This window comes from Vibrio sp. 2130-1, assembly GCF_033339515.1.
The window spans coordinates 37,970-53,807 of the sequence record NZ_JAWOUT010000001.1; the positions used below are offsets into that span (position 1 = coordinate 37,970).

Consider the following 15,838-nt stretch of genomic DNA (forward strand, 5'->3'; position numbering starts at 1 on the left):
GTCCCTGAAGTAAGAGTGAGAACAAAACATGTGGAAATGGCTACATCCTTATGCCAAGCCAGAAGCAGCTTATCGTTTGAGTGGTAAGTTTCTGCCTTGGTTTTCTGTATTGGCCCTCGTATGCTTATCGGTTGGTACGGTTTGGGGGCTTGCATTTGCGCCTTCAGATTACCAACAAGGTGACAGTTTCCGAATCATCTACATTCATGTCCCATCAGCTATTTGGTCTATGGGCGTTTATATGTCGATGGCGATCGCTGCATTTATTGGCCTAGTATGGCAAGTTCGCCTATCTGATATGGCGGCACTTGCGATGGCTCCGATTGGTGCAGTATTTACTTTTATTGCTCTACTTACAGGTGCTGTTTGGGGCAAGCCTATGTGGGGCACTTGGTGGGTATGGGATGCCCGTCTTACATCTGAATTGATTCTTCTATTTCTCTACCTTGGTGTGATTGCGCTTTACCATGCGTTTGACGATCAAAAAACCGCCGCAAAAGCTGCTGGTATTTTAGCGATCGTAGGCGTAGTAAACCTACCTATCATTCACTTTTCCGTGGAATGGTGGAACACGCTTCATCAAGGTGCGACGATCACGAAATTTGAACAACCTTCTATTTCATCCGACATGCTTTGGCCGTTATTGCTGAACATCTTTGGCTTTGCGTTCTTCTTTGGTGCCGTGACGATGGTCCGTTTTCGTAACGAAATCATCAGTAAAGAAAGTCACCGCCCTTGGGTGCGCAAACTCGCAACAGAACAAACTCAGTGAGGTAACTGATTATGCATTTTGAATCTCTGAGCGACTTTTTTGCCATGGGTGGCTACGCATCATACGTATGGAGTGCGTTTGGTATTACTTTCTTATCCATGCTGATTCTTCTGATCACTAGCCTTCGCCGCGGTGATGCATTATTGAAAGAAGTGAAAGCAAAAATTGACCGTCAAGCTCGTATCGACGCAGCGAAGAACATGGAGAACACCTTATGAACCCGAGACGTAAAAAGAGGCTAGGTATTGTACTAGCGATCTTTATCGGTATTAGTGCCACCATTGGTTTGATACTTTATGCGCTTAACCAAAATATGGACCTTTTCTACACTCCAACGGAATTGGTTAATGGTAAGCCAGATGGCACCAAGCCAGAAGTAGGCCAGCGTCTGCGTATCGGTGGAATGGTGGTTGTGGGCTCAGTTCGTCGAGATCCTAATTCTTTGAAAGTGAGTTTTGACCTGCACGATGTCGGTCCGAAAGTGACGATTACCTATGACGGTATTCTTCCTGACTTGTTCCGTGAAGGGCAGGGTATTGTTGCTCAAGGTGTACTGAAAGATGCCACGACAGTTGAGGCATTTGAGGTCCTAGCGAAGCACGATGAAGAATACATGCCACCAGAAATTGCAGAAGCGATGAAGAAAACGCATGAACCGCTTCAATACAGCACCGAACAGAAACAAGGAAGCGGCCAATGATTGCTGAAATCGGTCACTTTGCTCTCATTCTTTCGCTTGCAATGGCAGTGCTGTTGAGCGTATTGCCATTGTGGGGAGCATCGAATAATAACACCATGCTCATGAACACAGCGCGACCGCTATCTTGGTCTATGTTCCTGATGCTGTTGTTCTCTTTCGCCATTTTATGTTGGGGATTTTATACCAACGACTTCACGTTACAGTATGTAGCGAGCAACTCGAATAGTCAGCTCCCTTGGTACTACCGTTTAACCGCAGTATGGGGTGCACACGAAGGTTCACTGTTGCTATGGGTTTTAATCCAAGCTGCTTGGACTGTCGCTGTAGCGACGTTTAGTCGTGGTATGCCGCAAGAGTCGGTTGCACGTGTACTTGCTGTTATGGGCATGATCTCAGTGGGTTTCCTACTGTTTATCATCTTAACGTCAAATCCATTCCTACGTACGTTACCGTTCTTCCCGGTTGACGGACGTGACTTGAACCCTCTGCTTCAAGACCCTGGTTTGATTGTTCACCCGCCAATGCTTTACATGGGCTATGTTGGTTTCTCGGTTGCGTTCTCTTTTGCGATCGCATCCCTAATGACCGGACGCCTTGATACGGCTTGGGCTCGTTGGTCTCGTCCTTGGACAACCGCTGCATGGGTATTTTTAACACTTGGTATCGCACTGGGTTCTTGGTGGGCTTACTACGAACTTGGCTGGGGTGGCTGGTGGTTCTGGGACCCAGTAGAAAACGCATCATTCATGCCTTGGTTAGCGGGTACCGCATTAATGCACTCTCTTGCCGTGACAGAAAAACGCGGCACATTTAAAGCGTGGACGGTACTATTGGCAATCTCTGCATTTTCGTTGAGTTTGTTGGGCACCTTCTTAGTCCGTTCCGGTATTTTAGTATCGGTGCACGCGTTCGCGTCTGACCCGTCGCGCGGTATGTTTATTCTAGGCTTCCTCGTTTTCGTTATCGGCGGCTCTTTATTGCTGTTTGCCGTAAAAGGGGCAGCAGTGCGTGTACGAGGTAACTTCGACTTAGTCTCACGTGAAAATGCGCTCTTAGCCAACAATGTATTACTTATCGCCGCTCTTGTTGTGGTGTTAGTGGGGACACTGTTGCCGCTCGTACACAAGCAGCTTGGTTTGGGGTCGGTCTCTATCGGTGCGCCATTCTTTGACATGCTATTTGCGTGGTTAATGATGCCATTTGCTTTTCTGCTTGGTATTGGTCCTCTTATTCGTTGGAAGCGAGACAATTTATCTAAACTTGTGAAACCAATGCTCGTTTCAGGTGTGCTTGCTTTCGCCTTGGCCGCGCTATGCGTGTACCTGTTTGCCGATTTCTTCTCAACCATGGCTTACATTGGTTGGGTGATGGCGATTTGGATTATTGCGATGCATGGCTTTGAACTGTACGAGCGCGCAACGCACCGTCATAGCTTTAGTGAAGGTGTTCGCAAGCTGCAACGTAGCCACTGGGCAATGATGTTGGGTCATGTTGGTCTGGCGGTATCTGTTATCGGTATTGCGATGGTACAGAACTACAGCATCGAGCGTGATGTACGTTTAGCACCTGGCGAACACTTCCAAATTCAAGGCTATGATTTCTACTTCTCAGGCTTGCGTGATAAAGATGGTCCAAACTACGATGGCTACATCGCAGACTTTGAGATCACACACGATGGCAAATACGTGAATACGCTTCACGCAGAGAAGCGCTTCTACCGTACGGCTAAGTCTATGATGACTGAAGCAGCCATTGACCGTGGTATTAGCCGCGACTTATACATTGCAATGGGTGAACGTTTAGACGACAACCGATCTTGGGCTGTTCGTATTTACTATAAACCGTTCGTTCGTTGGATTTGGGCTGGCTCTTTGATTATGGCATTAGGCGGCGCACTAGCGATTTCTGATAAACGCTACCGCTTCCGTAAATCGCCGAAGAAAAACGCGAAGTCAAAAGAGCAGGAGGCATAACATGAATAAGAAAATCTTATTTATTCCGCTTGTCGCTTTCATGATTCTAGCGGGCATTTTCGCAACCCAATTAATGCGTAATCAAGAGGGCGATGATCCAACTAAATTGGAGTCGGTTTTGGTTGGCAAGCCAGTTCCTGAATTTCATTTAGAAGATCTGGCTGAGCCTGGAAAACAGTACGACCAATCAATTTTTAAAGGTGAACCGTTGCTCTTGAACGTTTGGGCAACGTGGTGCCCAACGTGTTATGCAGAGCATAAATACCTAAACGAATTGGCGGGTAAGGGCGTTAAGATCATCGGTATGAATTACAAAGATGATCGTAATAAAGCAATAGGTTGGCTGAATGATCTCGGCAACCCGTACTTGATCAGCCTATTTGATGGCAGTGGTATGCTTGGCCTTGACCTTGGTGTTTATGGTGCTCCAGAAACATTCATTATTGATGCAAATGGTGTGATTCGCTATCGCCATGTAGGGGATGTAAACCCACGTAATTGGTCAGAAACACTGGAGCCGCTTTACAACAAATTGGTTGAGGAGGCGAAGCAATGAGAAAGCTAATTCTTGCCGTTTTTGCTGCGATGACATTATCTCTTGCTGCTCATGCGGCCATTGAAGTGTACGAGTTTGATAATTTGGAACAAGAACAGCAGTTCAAAGAGTTAAGCCATACGCTCCGTTGCCCTAAATGTCAGAACAACACGATCTCGGATTCTAACGCTGAACTTGCTCAGGACTTACGCCATAAGGTGTACGAAATGACCAAAGAAGGTAAGTCCAAAGATGAGATTGTTGATTACATGATCGCCCGTTACGGTAACTTCGTGACTTACAACCCACCATTTACGGTCGCGACTGCGATTTTGTGGCTAGGGCCACTCGCTGTAGTACTGGGTGGTTTTGGTTTGATTGTGCTGCGTAGCCGTAAATCTAAAGTTAAGGCAAAAGCGAGCAGTGACGAGCAATGGGATGAGCAAAAAGAAGCTCGTTTAAAAGCATTGCTTGAAGAAGAGAACAACGGAGATAAGAAGTAATGACACTATTTTGGATTTCCACCGTTGTTCTCACGCTTATTGCTTGTGCGCTGGTGGCTTTGCCGCTGCTTAAACAAAAAGCGAACAATGATGATGTGTTACGCGATGAGCTTAACAAGGCATTTTATAAAGACCGACTATCTGAGCTTGCAGAAGAAACTGACGAAGGTCTAGTTGAAAGTGAAGACGAACTGATTTCTGATCTAAAGCAATCACTGCTTGACGATATCCCTGGTGATAAAGCGCAAAAAGAAACTAAGGTTTCTCCAATCGCGGTTTTAGTTCCATCGGTAATTCTGACGGTGGTGCTGAGCTATGGTTTGTATTATAAATTTGGCGCGTCAGACGATATTGTTCAATGGCAAGAAGTGTCTGCAAATCTACCTGAGTTATCGAAAAAGCTGATGTCGGCTTCTTCTGAGCCGCTGAGTGACGATGAAATGGCGGATTTGACCCTTGCCCTTCGAACTCGCTTACATTACCAGCCGGAAGACTCGACAGGTTGGTTACTGCTAGGTCGTATTGCGTTAGCAAATCGTGATGTCACCACAGCTATCGATGCGATGGAAAAATCGTACCACCTAGAGCCAAAAGACCCAGATGTGATGTTGGGTTATGCACAAGCTCTGATGCTGTCTCAAGAGGAAATGGATCAAGCGACGGCTCGCTCATTACTCGGCAAGCTGATGCAGCAAGACTATGTCGATCTGCGTGTGTTTTCTTTGTTGGCGTTCGATGCGTTTGAGCGTCAAGACTTCCCGGCTGCCATCAAGTACTGGGGAATCATGCAGCAAATGATTGGTCCAGAAGATAGCCGCTACGAGATGTTGTCACGCAGTATTGAGAGTGCTCGTAAGCAAATGGGCGAAGCGGTTTCACCAGATAAGAGTGTAGCTGTGACAATTGATGTGGCACCAAATGCTCAGTTGGATCCAAACGCAGTTCTGATTGTGTCAGTACATCGTTCAGATGGCTCCCCAATGCCTGTGGCTGCTGCTCGTTATCCGCTAGGTACTTTCCCTCGCACAGTCGTATTAGATGATGGCAATGCCATGATGCAAGGGCAAAAGTTATCTTCACTCGATAAGCTAATCGTCCGTGTGCGTGTAGATTCTGACGGTAACGTAGCAACGCGTGATCAAGATTGGCACGGAGAAAGTGACGTAGTTGAATTTGGCGCACCAGTAGAAGTGACCATTGATCAGCAGTATTAATTGTTAACATCTGTCTCTGAAACATGACAACGAGGTAGAGTCAGTTGCCTTTAGTGGTATGACTCTAAACGATCGAGTAGAATACCGAAGGCCAGCGATTGCTGGCCTTTATTTATTCCCATATCTGAGTCATCTTTACTATGTATCCTGCTCAACATACGTACAATGGTTAATCGGGGTGACTTAGGTACATTAATAGTCGTTATGGAAAATAAAATGTATAACAAGGGTAAATCTACCTTCTTGTTGCTGTTAGCCGTTGGACTGGTTGGCTGTTCAAGTGCGCCTGATGAAGCAGTAACAGGACAAGAAACAAATCAAACGACTTCTGATGTGTATGACCCGTTGGAAGGCTTTAACCGAACCATGTGGGAACTCAACTACGAATATTTAGATCCGTATTTGGTTCGTCCTGTATCACTTGCGTATGTAGAATACACGCCAGTTCCTATTCGTTCTGGTATCGCTAACTTCTTATCGAACTTAGATGAGCCAGCAAGCATGGTTAATAACTTAATCATGGGTAATGGTACGAAAGCTGTGGACCACTTTAACCGTTTTTGGATTAACTCGACGTTCGGTATTTTCGGTTTATTCGATATTGCAAGTGCCGCGGGTATTACGAAGTACGACGAGAAAGCGTTCAGTGATGCGGTAGGCCACTATGGTGTTGGAAATGGTCCTTACTTCATGGTTCCAGGTTATGGTCCGTATACCTTACGTGAAGTGACAGATACCGTAGATAGTACGTATTTACCCCTCTCTTATCTCAACTTCTGGGCGAGTTTGGGTAAGTGGGCGTTTGAAGGAATGGAGAAGCGTGCTTTATTAGTACCGCAAGAAGCGCAGCTAGACTCGTCGCCGGATCCATATATTCTTACTCGCGATGTTTATATCCAGCGTCAAAACTTTAAAGCAGAAGTTGAAACGGTAGAAGAAGTTAACATCGAAGAAGAAGAGTATTTAGACGAATACCTAGAAGACTTTTAAGCGTTGTTCTTCACAATAGAGAAATGAAAAAAGGCTTAGCTGATGCTAAGCCTTTTTTGTATTTTGCAGCTTGGTTAGAAACGGTAGTTTGCTTGAACACCGATTAGCCAAACATTACCCGTAGTTTCGCCTACGAATTGGCCACCGACTTGTTCTGCAGTGTCGTCTGACTTGTAACCACGAGACTCAACGATTGGTGCGTCTTTCGCAAAAATATAGGTGAAGCCAGCGTCTAGGCTGAAGTCTTTCGTCCAATCGTACGTTGCGCCAATACTTAGCCAAGTGCGGTCAGTTTCTGGAATAGTGATCGTACGGTTTTTGTCGCTTACCGCTGAAGTATCGTATGCAATACCAGTGCGTAGCGCTAGCTTAGGATCAAGCTGGTAAGTGGCACCAACAGCAAAGCGATAGTTGTCTTCCCAGTTTTCTACTTTAACCATATGCGTGCCAGCAGTATTTAGACGTGCTTCCAATTTCTCGAAAGAGCTCCAATCCGTCCAGTTAACGCTTGCGTGTAATGCAAGTTGGTCTGTTACTTGGTGGAAGCTTGCCAACTCAGCCGTTGCAGGCAGGTTTAGATACATGTAGCCGTTGTCGCGTTCAGAAGTACCGAAGCCAAAACCAAGACCTTCAGCATGGCCTTCAAGCTTCAGTTCAACTTCAGATTTGTACGCGAATCCGATACGGTTATTTTCATTGATCTGCCATGCTGTACCAACTTGCCAGCCCCAAGCGGTATCGTCACCTTCCATGTATTTTAGAGCGGTACCTTGAGGAACACTGATTGGTTGATTAGTTTCAGGGTTTAACCCTACAACGTTATTCTTAGGAGCTGCTGCGCCAAAGCTGCCTTCGCCGATGATGTAACGGATACCACCACCAACGCTGATCGATTCATTGACTTTGTAAGCTGCGTTTAAGTTCGCTTCCATTGTCGTTACGCTTGCTTCGTTACCAAAGTGCGATGCACCAAAGCCTTTACCTAAATCGGTTTCCATGCCGTAGTTGGTGCCAAATGCCAAACCAATCGCGAATTTCTCATTATATTGGTGTGATAGGTAGAAGTTTGGAATGATTGCATCATGTGCGAAGTCATCTGAAGATGCAGAAGAAGTGCTACCGTGGAAGTTTACATCACCTTCAATATCAATATTTGGGTTCACATAGATTGCACCAACGGACACTTGAGTGCCTTCCAAATAAGTTAGCATTGCTGGGTTACGCCATTGTGCACTTGCGTTGTCAGCCATTGCAGCTTCACCAGCATATGCTCGACCTAGGCCTGTTGCAGAATATTCAGCAAGTTGGAAACCTGCTGCGTTAGCCATGCCCGTTGCGCCAAGTAGGCTTAATGCCACTGCTGTTGATAGAAGAGTCTTGTTGGTTTTCATTCGAATGTTCGCTGATTTGTTTATAACGTGGGACAAAAGTTTAAAGGTAGAGTTTTTACTTTAGAAATGAAAATCCAGCGCAAGTGGTCATTTGGAATATTATGCTTTTAAATGCTATTTGTGTGGTTTAATAATCTAACTGTGAAGGGCTTGTAAACGGAACTCAGCGAACAGTTGTGCGTCCTAATTGTGAGATTTAGATACACGTGTTCACTCAAATTGAGTGGGCAATAAATCGCAGATATGAAAAAAGGCTGGAAATCCAGCCTTTTATATAAAGTATTTTTCTACTAACTAACAGCGAAGCGTTTAGAAGCTACGGCTGTATTGTAAGCCGAATAGAATAGCATCAGCGCGTGTTGTTGCTGACAAGCTCGAGATATTTTGAGGGCTTTGAGCGTCACTTGGGTTGTACATTGGGTTAGGTGTTGATTCATTTACCTCAACATCTTTACCCATTAGGTACGTAAAGCCAAAGTCGACATTTGATTTACTATCAATGTGATAAGTAAAGCCGGTAGAGAACCATTGGCGATCTGAGTCAGGAACGGAAACAGACGTTAAGTCAGCTTGGGCGCTCGTGTCGTACATGTAACCAGCACGAAGTGTCCAGTTATTACTTAGGTAATATGTACCACCAATCGAGTAGTGCCAACCATCTTGCCACTGGTACTGTTTATCGTACGATGAGCCAAGAGGAGAGCCTTTTAAGTTAGAGAATTCAATTTGATCGAAAGTTTCCCAGCCAATGTATTGGATGCTGTAGTGTACAGCAAACTTAGTGTCTTGAATTTTGTGGAAGCCAGAGAACTCGGCCATATCTGGTAAAGGTAGTGTGATTTTTTGACCTTTATCGTCTTTTGCTTCCATTTCTGGACTATGACGGTATGCAAGACCAAATCGATTGTTTTCATCTAGCTCGTACACAGTACCAACATTGAAACCTACAGCCCAACCATCAGCTTCGTCTACATCGACGAGTGTGCCTATTGCAGCATGTTCACGCTTCATTGTACCTTGGCCGTAGATTAAATCTAAACCAGCACCAAAGCTCCAATGTTCATTGAGACGGTAAGAACCTGCAAGGCCAAAGTTTACGCTCTTAACATCAGTTAAGCCGCCATATTCTTTTGCCGCAAAGCTATTGTCGAATTCTGTTTTAGTACCGAAATTAGAGTATGCGTTTACGCCCCATGCAAACTTGTCATTTACAGGAACGATTAGATGAATGTTCGGTGCAATAGAAGTATCGCCAGCGTCGTCATAGTTTGAGTCGACAGGCTTGAACAGTGTTGGTGCTACTTGGCACGTTGAACCACAATATTTCGCATCTTTCACTTCAATCATTGAAGTAATGCTTTCGAAACCTAGCGAAAGTTCCATTTTATCAAACAGAGCCATTGCTGCTGGGTTACGAGCCATTACTGCTGCATTATCTGCGATTACTGCATCACCAGCAAATGCACGGCCGATGCCAGTTGCTGATTGAGCGTTGATTTGGAAACCCGCTGCCATCGATTGACCTGAGGCAAAAGCTACCGTTACTGCTAGGAGAGTCTTTTTAAACAGACGCGTGTTCTGAGTCATTTGTTTTTCCTTATTAGATTCGTCTCTTTGGACGATAAATTGAGCTTTTGCTCAGTGGCGCAGATAGTAGTATCAATAATTGCTTGGACAAATCCGACCATTGGATAAAATTGAATAAAAATTGCAGAAATGATGTCTAAAAGACGGGAAATTGCACTTAAAATGCATAATTTAGAGTTTAAGCTCTAAATGGTATATCGATGGTGAATGTTTTGCGTTCTATTTATACAAAAATGCCGCTAAATAAGATCATTTAGCGGCATTTAACCTTTTGAAGGCTGGAAATCGTCGAAGTTGTTACATCGGCTTAATCATTGATGCAAGAGTCGTAGCGAGCGCATCAATATTTTCACCTTCTTCCCCGACTAAAATCAGGCTTGAACTCCCGACGGGCTGAACGATTCCGGTCATGCCATCCTTATTAAAGTCGGTACTTTGTTCGCTTGGAATACCAGTAATAAATAACGTTACTTTACCTTTTGGACCTTGGAACACCATATGCACCGCATTGGATTCACCAAAACCGCAGTGGTTTAGGTAGTAAACGTGATATGGAAAGTTTTCACTAAACTGGTAATGAAATGGCGACATTTTCGCATTAATTTGCGAGCTCGGTACATCCTCATCAAGATGACGAACAAACGGTTCTTCATGAATTACGTGTTTCATCGCGGTATCCGCTAAACTGGCTTGTGCTGGAGACACCAAAACATTTCCCCAGTTTACTTGACCAACTAATAACCCTGCGGTGAACGCAATAGAAGCGGCAAGTGCCATTGCTTTGCGGACAAAGTTTGGTCTGACGACCTTCTCTTCATCAAGTGCACTCGACGTCTGGCTAAATAAAATCTTATCTGCGAGATCTTCGGGTACATCCACATTCATGGCTTGTTTAATTTTTACATCGAGATCCAAAACGTCATCAACAAACTTATTGTTGGCGTCGCTACCAGCTAAAGCTTGCAGAATCTCTTCATCCTTTTGTTTTGGATCCGACAAAATACGACGACGAAATTCTAAATCATCCATTCTTTTGTCCTCTCTTGGTATCTTGAGAATCCAACATCTCTTTAAGTTGATTACGAGCGCGAAATAGTCGAGTCATCACTGTGTTTTTATTTAAATCAAGAATGTCGCCAATTTCTTCTCCACTGAAACCACCAACAACTTGGAGAAATAAAGGCTCACGGTATTCAACATCGAGCTTCATGATCTGTGCCTGCAGCCATTCTTGCTGATGATGTGAGTCATCGCTAACTTTAGCATCATTGCCGTAGTCATCGATATCAACTAAATCAAATTGTTTACGTTCGAAGCGGCGCGCATTTTCTCGTCTCAATATTGTGATGAGCCAAGACTTGGCAGCTTTTTCGTCCTGGAGGCTATCGAGTGACTTCCAAGCTCTAAGACAGGTTTCCTGAACTAGATCTTCCGCGACCGCTTTATCTTTGCACAACCAATATGCGTAGCGGTACAAGTCACGATGATACCCTCGGACGAGCGCTTCGTATTTTCTTTGCTTGTCCATATCAGAGTTGACCGGACTGTTGGAATTTTTCTTTCCAAACATTTTTAATATGGCCACAGGAGCCTCCATCCTCGCTCTGTGAGTTTCTTATTTGTTCTGAGCATGACTTTACTTGCTTCATCGCTTAGCGGTTTTGGTTGCAGGATTTGTCATGCAACCCCTTTGACACAATAAGCCATGTGGTTACCTAAAAGTGTATACGCAAATGTCAGATATCATCGAACACGAATTGATATATATTGTTAACAATATCATCATTAGTAATCAATGGCTTGGATAAGTTCACTCGATGGAGCATTAAAAGGGACTTCTGATGGTGGATTCTTGAATTGTTTTGAATCAATAATCGCTTTAGGTGAGCTTAAAACTCGTAAAATCACTATAAAATTGATCTATTTCAAAATATCAAGCAGTGAAGGGGTTATAGTACACCTTGTCATCTCGTTAGTCATTGCGACTAACATGTTGAGCAAGATGACACTTCCTTTTGAAGGCTGACTTTACTTTCTCCTAATCAGGAAACTGATTACTTTTCAATTGGCGTAAGTTAATTGTTTTATAGATATTCCGACCACACAGTTATGTGTGGTTTTTTTTTGCTTCGATTTTACTTTCCGTATACCTCTTACCGTTTTAACTCTCTATAGTTAACCATTAGTAATCGCATAAGAATCAAAGAAGTAGAGTAATTGAACTACTTGCTTCACGTTTATTTAAACGCACGTTTGATAAATTTAACAAATTCATTACAATGCATCAGGTCAGACCTCTTGTATTTAAGGAGAAACAATGGGCAAGCAGGAAGTAAAAACACGCAATGGTGAGCGTGTCGCTATTGTCGCGGGGCTTCGAACTCCCTTTGCTCGTCAAAGCACGGAATTTAGCCAAGTGCCAGCGGTCGATTTAGGGAAAATGGTAGTAAGCGAAATGCTTGCTCGAACAGATATTGATCCGAAGCTAATCGAACAAGTGGTATTTGGACAAGTAGTACAAATGCCTGAAGCGCCAAACATCGCACGAGAAATCGTATTAGGCACTGGTATGAACATCCATACTGATGCATACAGTGTGACTCGAGCGTGTGCGACGAGTTTTCAAGCGGCGGTTAATGTCGCAGAAAGCATCATGGCGGGAACCATCGATATTGGTATTGCTGGTGGTGCAGACTCTTCTTCCGTCCTGCCTATTGGCGTATCAAAGAAACTGGCCGCTAATCTGCTTGCTCTTAGTAAGACAAAAACAATGGGTCAGAAGCTTAGTATCCTCAAAAACTTGAGCTTTAAAGACCTGATGCCAGTGCCACCAGCAGTAGCAGAGTACTCTACGGGTTTATCCATGGGACAAACTGCAGAGCAAATGGCTAAAACACATGGTATTTCTCGCGCAGAACAGGATGCGCTTGCACATCGTTCTCATACGCTGGCTTCTCAAGCTTGGAAAGAAGGAAAAATCCAAGATGAAGTGATGACGGCTTTCCCTGAACCATACAAAAAGTGGATTTCGGAAGATAACAATATTCGTCATGACTCAACGGTTGAGGGATACGCGAAATTGCGACCTGCGTTTGATCGTCAGTATGGCAGTGTTACGGCTGCGAACAGTACGCCATTGACTGATGGTGGTGCGGCAGTGATGTTGATGCGAGAAGGTAAAGCGAAAGAGCTCGGAATGGAGATTCTTGGTTACATCCGAGGTTATGCATTCTCTGCTATCGGCGTGGAAAAGGACATGCTGATGGGGCCGACTTATGCCACAGCGAAAGTGCTTGAAAATACAGGCTTGGAACTGTCAGACCTGACGTTGATCGACATGCACGAGGCCTTTGCTGCTCAAGCATTGGCGAATGTGAAGATGTTTGCTTCCGATAAGTTTGCTCAAGAAAACCTTGGTCGCTCAAAAGCGATTGGTGAAATTGACATGGATAAGTTCAACGTGCTTGGCGGATCAATTGCTTATGGTCACCCATTTGCTGCGACTGGTGCGCGTATGATGACGCAAACCCTACGAGAACTAAAACGCCGTGGCGGTGGTATTGCATTGAATACCGCATGTGCTGCTGGTGGTCTTGGTGCGGCAATGATTCTGGAGGTTGAGTAATGAGCGAGCAAAAAGCATTTAGTCTAAAGGTTGATGAGCAAAATATTGCTTGGTTAGCAATTGATGTTCCTAATGAAAAAATGAATACGCTGCAGGCGGCTTTTGCTGACGAAATGAAAGAAATTTTTGCTCAGCTAAAAGACTCCAGTGGTATTAAAGGGATGATCATCCACTCCTTAAAACCGGACAATTTTGTTGCGGGCGCAGATGTTCGAATGCTAGAAGCATGCACCACAGCAAGTGAAGCGGAAGACTTAGCAAGGCAAGGTCAGGATTTATTCCAGCAGCTATCGGACTTACCGTATCCTGTCGTTGCGGCTATTCATGGCCCATGTTTGGGCGGTGGTTTAGAACTGGCTCTTGCATGTGATTATCGTGTTTGTACGGATTCTGACAAAACGCGTTTAGGTCTGCCAGAAGTACAACTTGGTTTATTGCCAGGTTCTGGTGGTACTCAGCGTCTGCCACGTTTGATTGGCCTGTTACCGTCGTTGGACTTGATCCTGACGGGTAAACAACTTCGTGCGAAGAAAGCTAAAAAATTGGGCGTTGTGGACGCCTGTGTGCCTGACACCATTTTGCTCGACGTAGCAAAACAGTTTATCGACAAAGGTAAAAACAAGGGCACGAAAAAGCTATCGACGAAAGAAAAGGTGATGTCTGGTAGCGGGCTAGGGCGCAAGTTTGTATTTGAGCAAGCTGCGAAGAAAACGAATCAAAAAACTCGCGGTAACTATCCAGCAACGGTTGCAATTCTAGAAGTTATTCAACATGGCTTAGAGAAAGGCTTCGCTAAAGGTCAAGAGCTTGAAGCGAAGCGCTTCGGTGAGCTTGTGATGAGCTCAGAGTCAAAAGCGCTCCGTTCGATCTTCTTTGCCACAACAGAAATGAAGAAAGAAAATGGCACGGATGCGAAACCAGCACCAGTTCATAAAGTTGGTGTGCTTGGTGGTGGTCTGATGGGCGCCGGAATCAGCCATGTGTCTGTTGCAAAAGCAAAAGTACCTGTTCGCATCAAAGACGTTAGCAACGATGGCGTTTTAAACGCGCTCAACTACAACTACAAGTTATTTGAGAAACAGCGCAAACGTCGCATTCTATCCAAGGCCGATCTGCAAGCGAAAATGCTGCAACTGTCTGGTGGTGTCGATTTTACCAGTTTTAATCATATTGATGTCGTAATTGAAGCCGTTTTTGAAGACTTAGATCTTAAGCAAAAAATGGTGGCGGACATTGAAGCGAACGCTAAGACAGAAACTATCTTTGCGACCAATACTTCTTCGTTGCCTATCCACAAAATTGCAGAAAAAGCGGAGCGTCCAGAAAACGTAGTGGGTTTGCATTACTTCAGCCCGGTAGAAAAAATGCCGTTGGTGGAAGTGATTCCGCATGAAACGACGTCAGATGAAACCGTTTCAACAGTTGTTGCACTTGCTAAGAAGCAAGGTAAAACCCCGATCGTAGTGAAAGACAAAGCGGGCTTTTACGTGAACCGCATTCTTGCTCCATACATGAACGAAGCGGCGCATATTTTGTTGGCTAACGAACCGATCGAAAAGATTGATACGGCGTTGCTTGATTTTGGTTTCCCTGTTGGCCCGATTACGTTGTTGGATGAAGTTGGTGTCGACATTGGCGCGAAAATTATGCCGATCCTGGTTAATGAGTTAGGTGACCGATTCAAAGGGCCGGATGTGTTTGATATCTTGTTAAATGATGGACGTAAAGGACGCAAGAGTGGTAAGGGGTTTTACACTTACAAGGGCAAGAAGAAAGATGTCGACAAATCGGTTTACAAACTGCTTAAGCTCGACCCTGAATCTAAGCTAAGCGATAACGATATTGCGTTGCGCTGTGTGCTGCCAATGCTGAATGAAGCGGTACGTTGTTTGGATGATGGTATCATTCGCTCGCCACGTGACGGCGATATTGGCGCGATATTTGGTATTGGTTTCCCACCGTTCTTGGGTGGTCCGTTCCGTTACATGGACCAATTTGGCATTAAAGAGCTCGTAGAGAAAATGAATGAGTTTGCATCGAAGTATGGCGATCGTTACGCGCCATGTGATGGCTTGCTTACTCGAGCTGGTGAAGGGACAACGTTCTATTAAACGTTGCTTCGGTAGAGAAAAAGGCTTGCCAGTGGCAAGCCTTTTTCATAAAGAAGAAATGGTTACTTCTTCTTGTCTTTCTTATCTTTATTGTGGCCTTTACCAGGGTTGTCGTCCCCATGAACGCTGCTATTACCTTTTTTGTCTTTATCATTCCACTGTTTTGAAGAGCAATCATCTGATTTGATGGATACATTGTCTCCGCTAAGGCGCACACAGTCGTCACTTAGTTCGAAACCATCGCCTTTGACTGAGATTTCAGCGTGAGCAGATGCCAATGGCAGTATAAGAGCCACAAGTAAAAGTGCTTTTTTCATGATTACCTCATTAAGTTATTTTTAGTGCGGTAATTAGAGCATAAGCCGCAATGGCGCAATTTCAATTTTCTGCCAATTATGGTGCCGATTCAATCTATGAGACCGACAACCTCATGGGTT

At 44.6% G+C, this 15,838-nt stretch carries 15 protein-coding genes; 10 read left to right on the forward strand and 5 right to left on the reverse strand.

The features are described from left to right. Nucleotides 1-28 precede the first annotated feature (28 nt). From R7Q09_RS00200 to R7Q09_RS00235, 8 genes are all read left to right on the forward strand, one after another. The gene (locus R7Q09_RS00200) at nucleotides 29-772 is read left to right on the forward strand and encodes a heme ABC transporter permease (protein WP_005380513.1); all 744 of its coding nucleotides are present in this window, start codon (nucleotides 29-31) and stop codon (nucleotides 770-772) included. An 11-nt stretch (nucleotides 773-783) separates the two neighbouring features. Then, entirely contained in the window at nucleotides 784-990 is a 207-nt protein-coding gene (gene ccmD, locus R7Q09_RS00205; RefSeq protein WP_005380515.1) for a heme exporter protein CcmD, read from the forward strand. Next, nucleotides 987-1,472 (forward strand): cytochrome c maturation protein CcmE, encoded by a 486-nt coding sequence (ccmE, locus tag R7Q09_RS00210; RefSeq protein WP_005380516.1) that lies wholly within the window; start codon nucleotides 987-989, stop codon nucleotides 1,470-1,472. The genes ccmD and ccmE overlap by 4 nt, the downstream gene beginning before the upstream one ends. Beyond that, nucleotides 1,469-3,445, forward strand: coding sequence for a heme lyase CcmF/NrfE family subunit (locus tag R7Q09_RS00215; protein ID WP_017635943.1), 1,977 nt, complete (start codon nucleotides 1,469-1,471; stop codon nucleotides 3,443-3,445). The genes ccmE and R7Q09_RS00215 overlap by 4 nt, the downstream gene beginning before the upstream one ends. A 1-nt stretch (nucleotide 3,446) precedes the next feature. Beyond that, nucleotides 3,447-4,001, forward strand: a complete 555-nt coding sequence (locus R7Q09_RS00220) for a DsbE family thiol:disulfide interchange protein (protein ID WP_005380518.1) — start codon at nucleotides 3,447-3,449, stop codon at nucleotides 3,999-4,001. Continuing rightward, on the forward strand, nucleotides 3,998-4,483 hold the full coding sequence (locus R7Q09_RS00225; protein WP_005380519.1) for a cytochrome c-type biogenesis protein: 486 nt from the start codon (nucleotides 3,998-4,000) through the stop codon (nucleotides 4,481-4,483). The genes R7Q09_RS00220 and R7Q09_RS00225 overlap by 4 nt, the downstream gene beginning before the upstream one ends. Continuing rightward, complete coding sequence (ccmI, locus tag R7Q09_RS00230) at nucleotides 4,483-5,697, forward strand: c-type cytochrome biogenesis protein CcmI (protein WP_258483206.1); 1,215 nt, start codon at nucleotides 4,483-4,485, stop codon at nucleotides 5,695-5,697. The genes R7Q09_RS00225 and ccmI overlap by 1 nt, the downstream gene beginning before the upstream one ends. A 216-nt stretch (nucleotides 5,698-5,913) precedes the next feature. Beyond that, on the forward strand, nucleotides 5,914-6,687 hold the full coding sequence (locus tag R7Q09_RS00235; protein WP_005380523.1) for a VacJ family lipoprotein: 774 nt from the start codon (nucleotides 5,914-5,916) through the stop codon (nucleotides 6,685-6,687). Between the two features lie 74 nt (nucleotides 6,688-6,761). Here R7Q09_RS00235 and R7Q09_RS00240 read toward each other — a convergent pair whose 3' ends face one another. The 4 genes from R7Q09_RS00240 to R7Q09_RS00255 form a co-directional block, all read right to left on the reverse strand. After that, nucleotides 6,762-8,078 (reverse strand): outer membrane protein transport protein, encoded by a 1,317-nt coding sequence (locus tag R7Q09_RS00240; RefSeq protein ID WP_054576273.1) that lies wholly within the window; start codon nucleotides 8,076-8,078, stop codon nucleotides 6,762-6,764. Nucleotides 8,079-8,387: 309 nt separating this feature from the next. Then, nucleotides 8,388-9,665 (reverse strand): outer membrane protein transport protein, encoded by a 1,278-nt coding sequence (locus R7Q09_RS00245; RefSeq protein ID WP_213963847.1) that lies wholly within the window; start codon nucleotides 9,663-9,665, stop codon nucleotides 8,388-8,390. 297 nt (nucleotides 9,666-9,962) lie between these two features. Then, nucleotides 9,963-10,694: a DUF3379 domain-containing protein gene (locus R7Q09_RS00250; RefSeq protein WP_025767180.1), complete on the reverse strand. Its 732-nt coding sequence runs from the start codon at nucleotides 10,692-10,694 to the stop codon at nucleotides 9,963-9,965. After that, nucleotides 10,687-11,262 (reverse strand): sigma-70 family RNA polymerase sigma factor, encoded by a 576-nt coding sequence (locus R7Q09_RS00255; RefSeq protein WP_005380528.1) that lies wholly within the window; start codon nucleotides 11,260-11,262, stop codon nucleotides 10,687-10,689. The genes R7Q09_RS00250 and R7Q09_RS00255 overlap by 8 nt, the downstream gene beginning before the upstream one ends. A 720-nt stretch (nucleotides 11,263-11,982) precedes the next feature. On the opposite strand from R7Q09_RS00255, the gene fadI reads away from it, so the two are divergent. After that, complete coding sequence (fadI, locus tag R7Q09_RS00260) at nucleotides 11,983-13,290, forward strand: acetyl-CoA C-acyltransferase FadI (protein WP_005384447.1); 1,308 nt, start codon at nucleotides 11,983-11,985, stop codon at nucleotides 13,288-13,290. Next, nucleotides 13,290-15,401, forward strand: coding sequence for a fatty acid oxidation complex subunit alpha FadJ (gene fadJ / locus R7Q09_RS00265; RefSeq protein ID WP_005380532.1), 2,112 nt, complete (start codon nucleotides 13,290-13,292; stop codon nucleotides 15,399-15,401). The genes fadI and fadJ overlap by 1 nt, the downstream gene beginning before the upstream one ends. A gap of 62 nt (nucleotides 15,402-15,463) precedes the next feature. On the opposite strand, the gene R7Q09_RS00270 is transcribed toward fadJ, so the two are convergent. Further along, on the reverse strand, nucleotides 15,464-15,718 hold the full coding sequence (locus R7Q09_RS00270; protein ID WP_005384444.1) for a hypothetical protein: 255 nt from the start codon (nucleotides 15,716-15,718) through the stop codon (nucleotides 15,464-15,466). Nucleotides 15,719-15,838 lie beyond the last annotated feature (120 nt).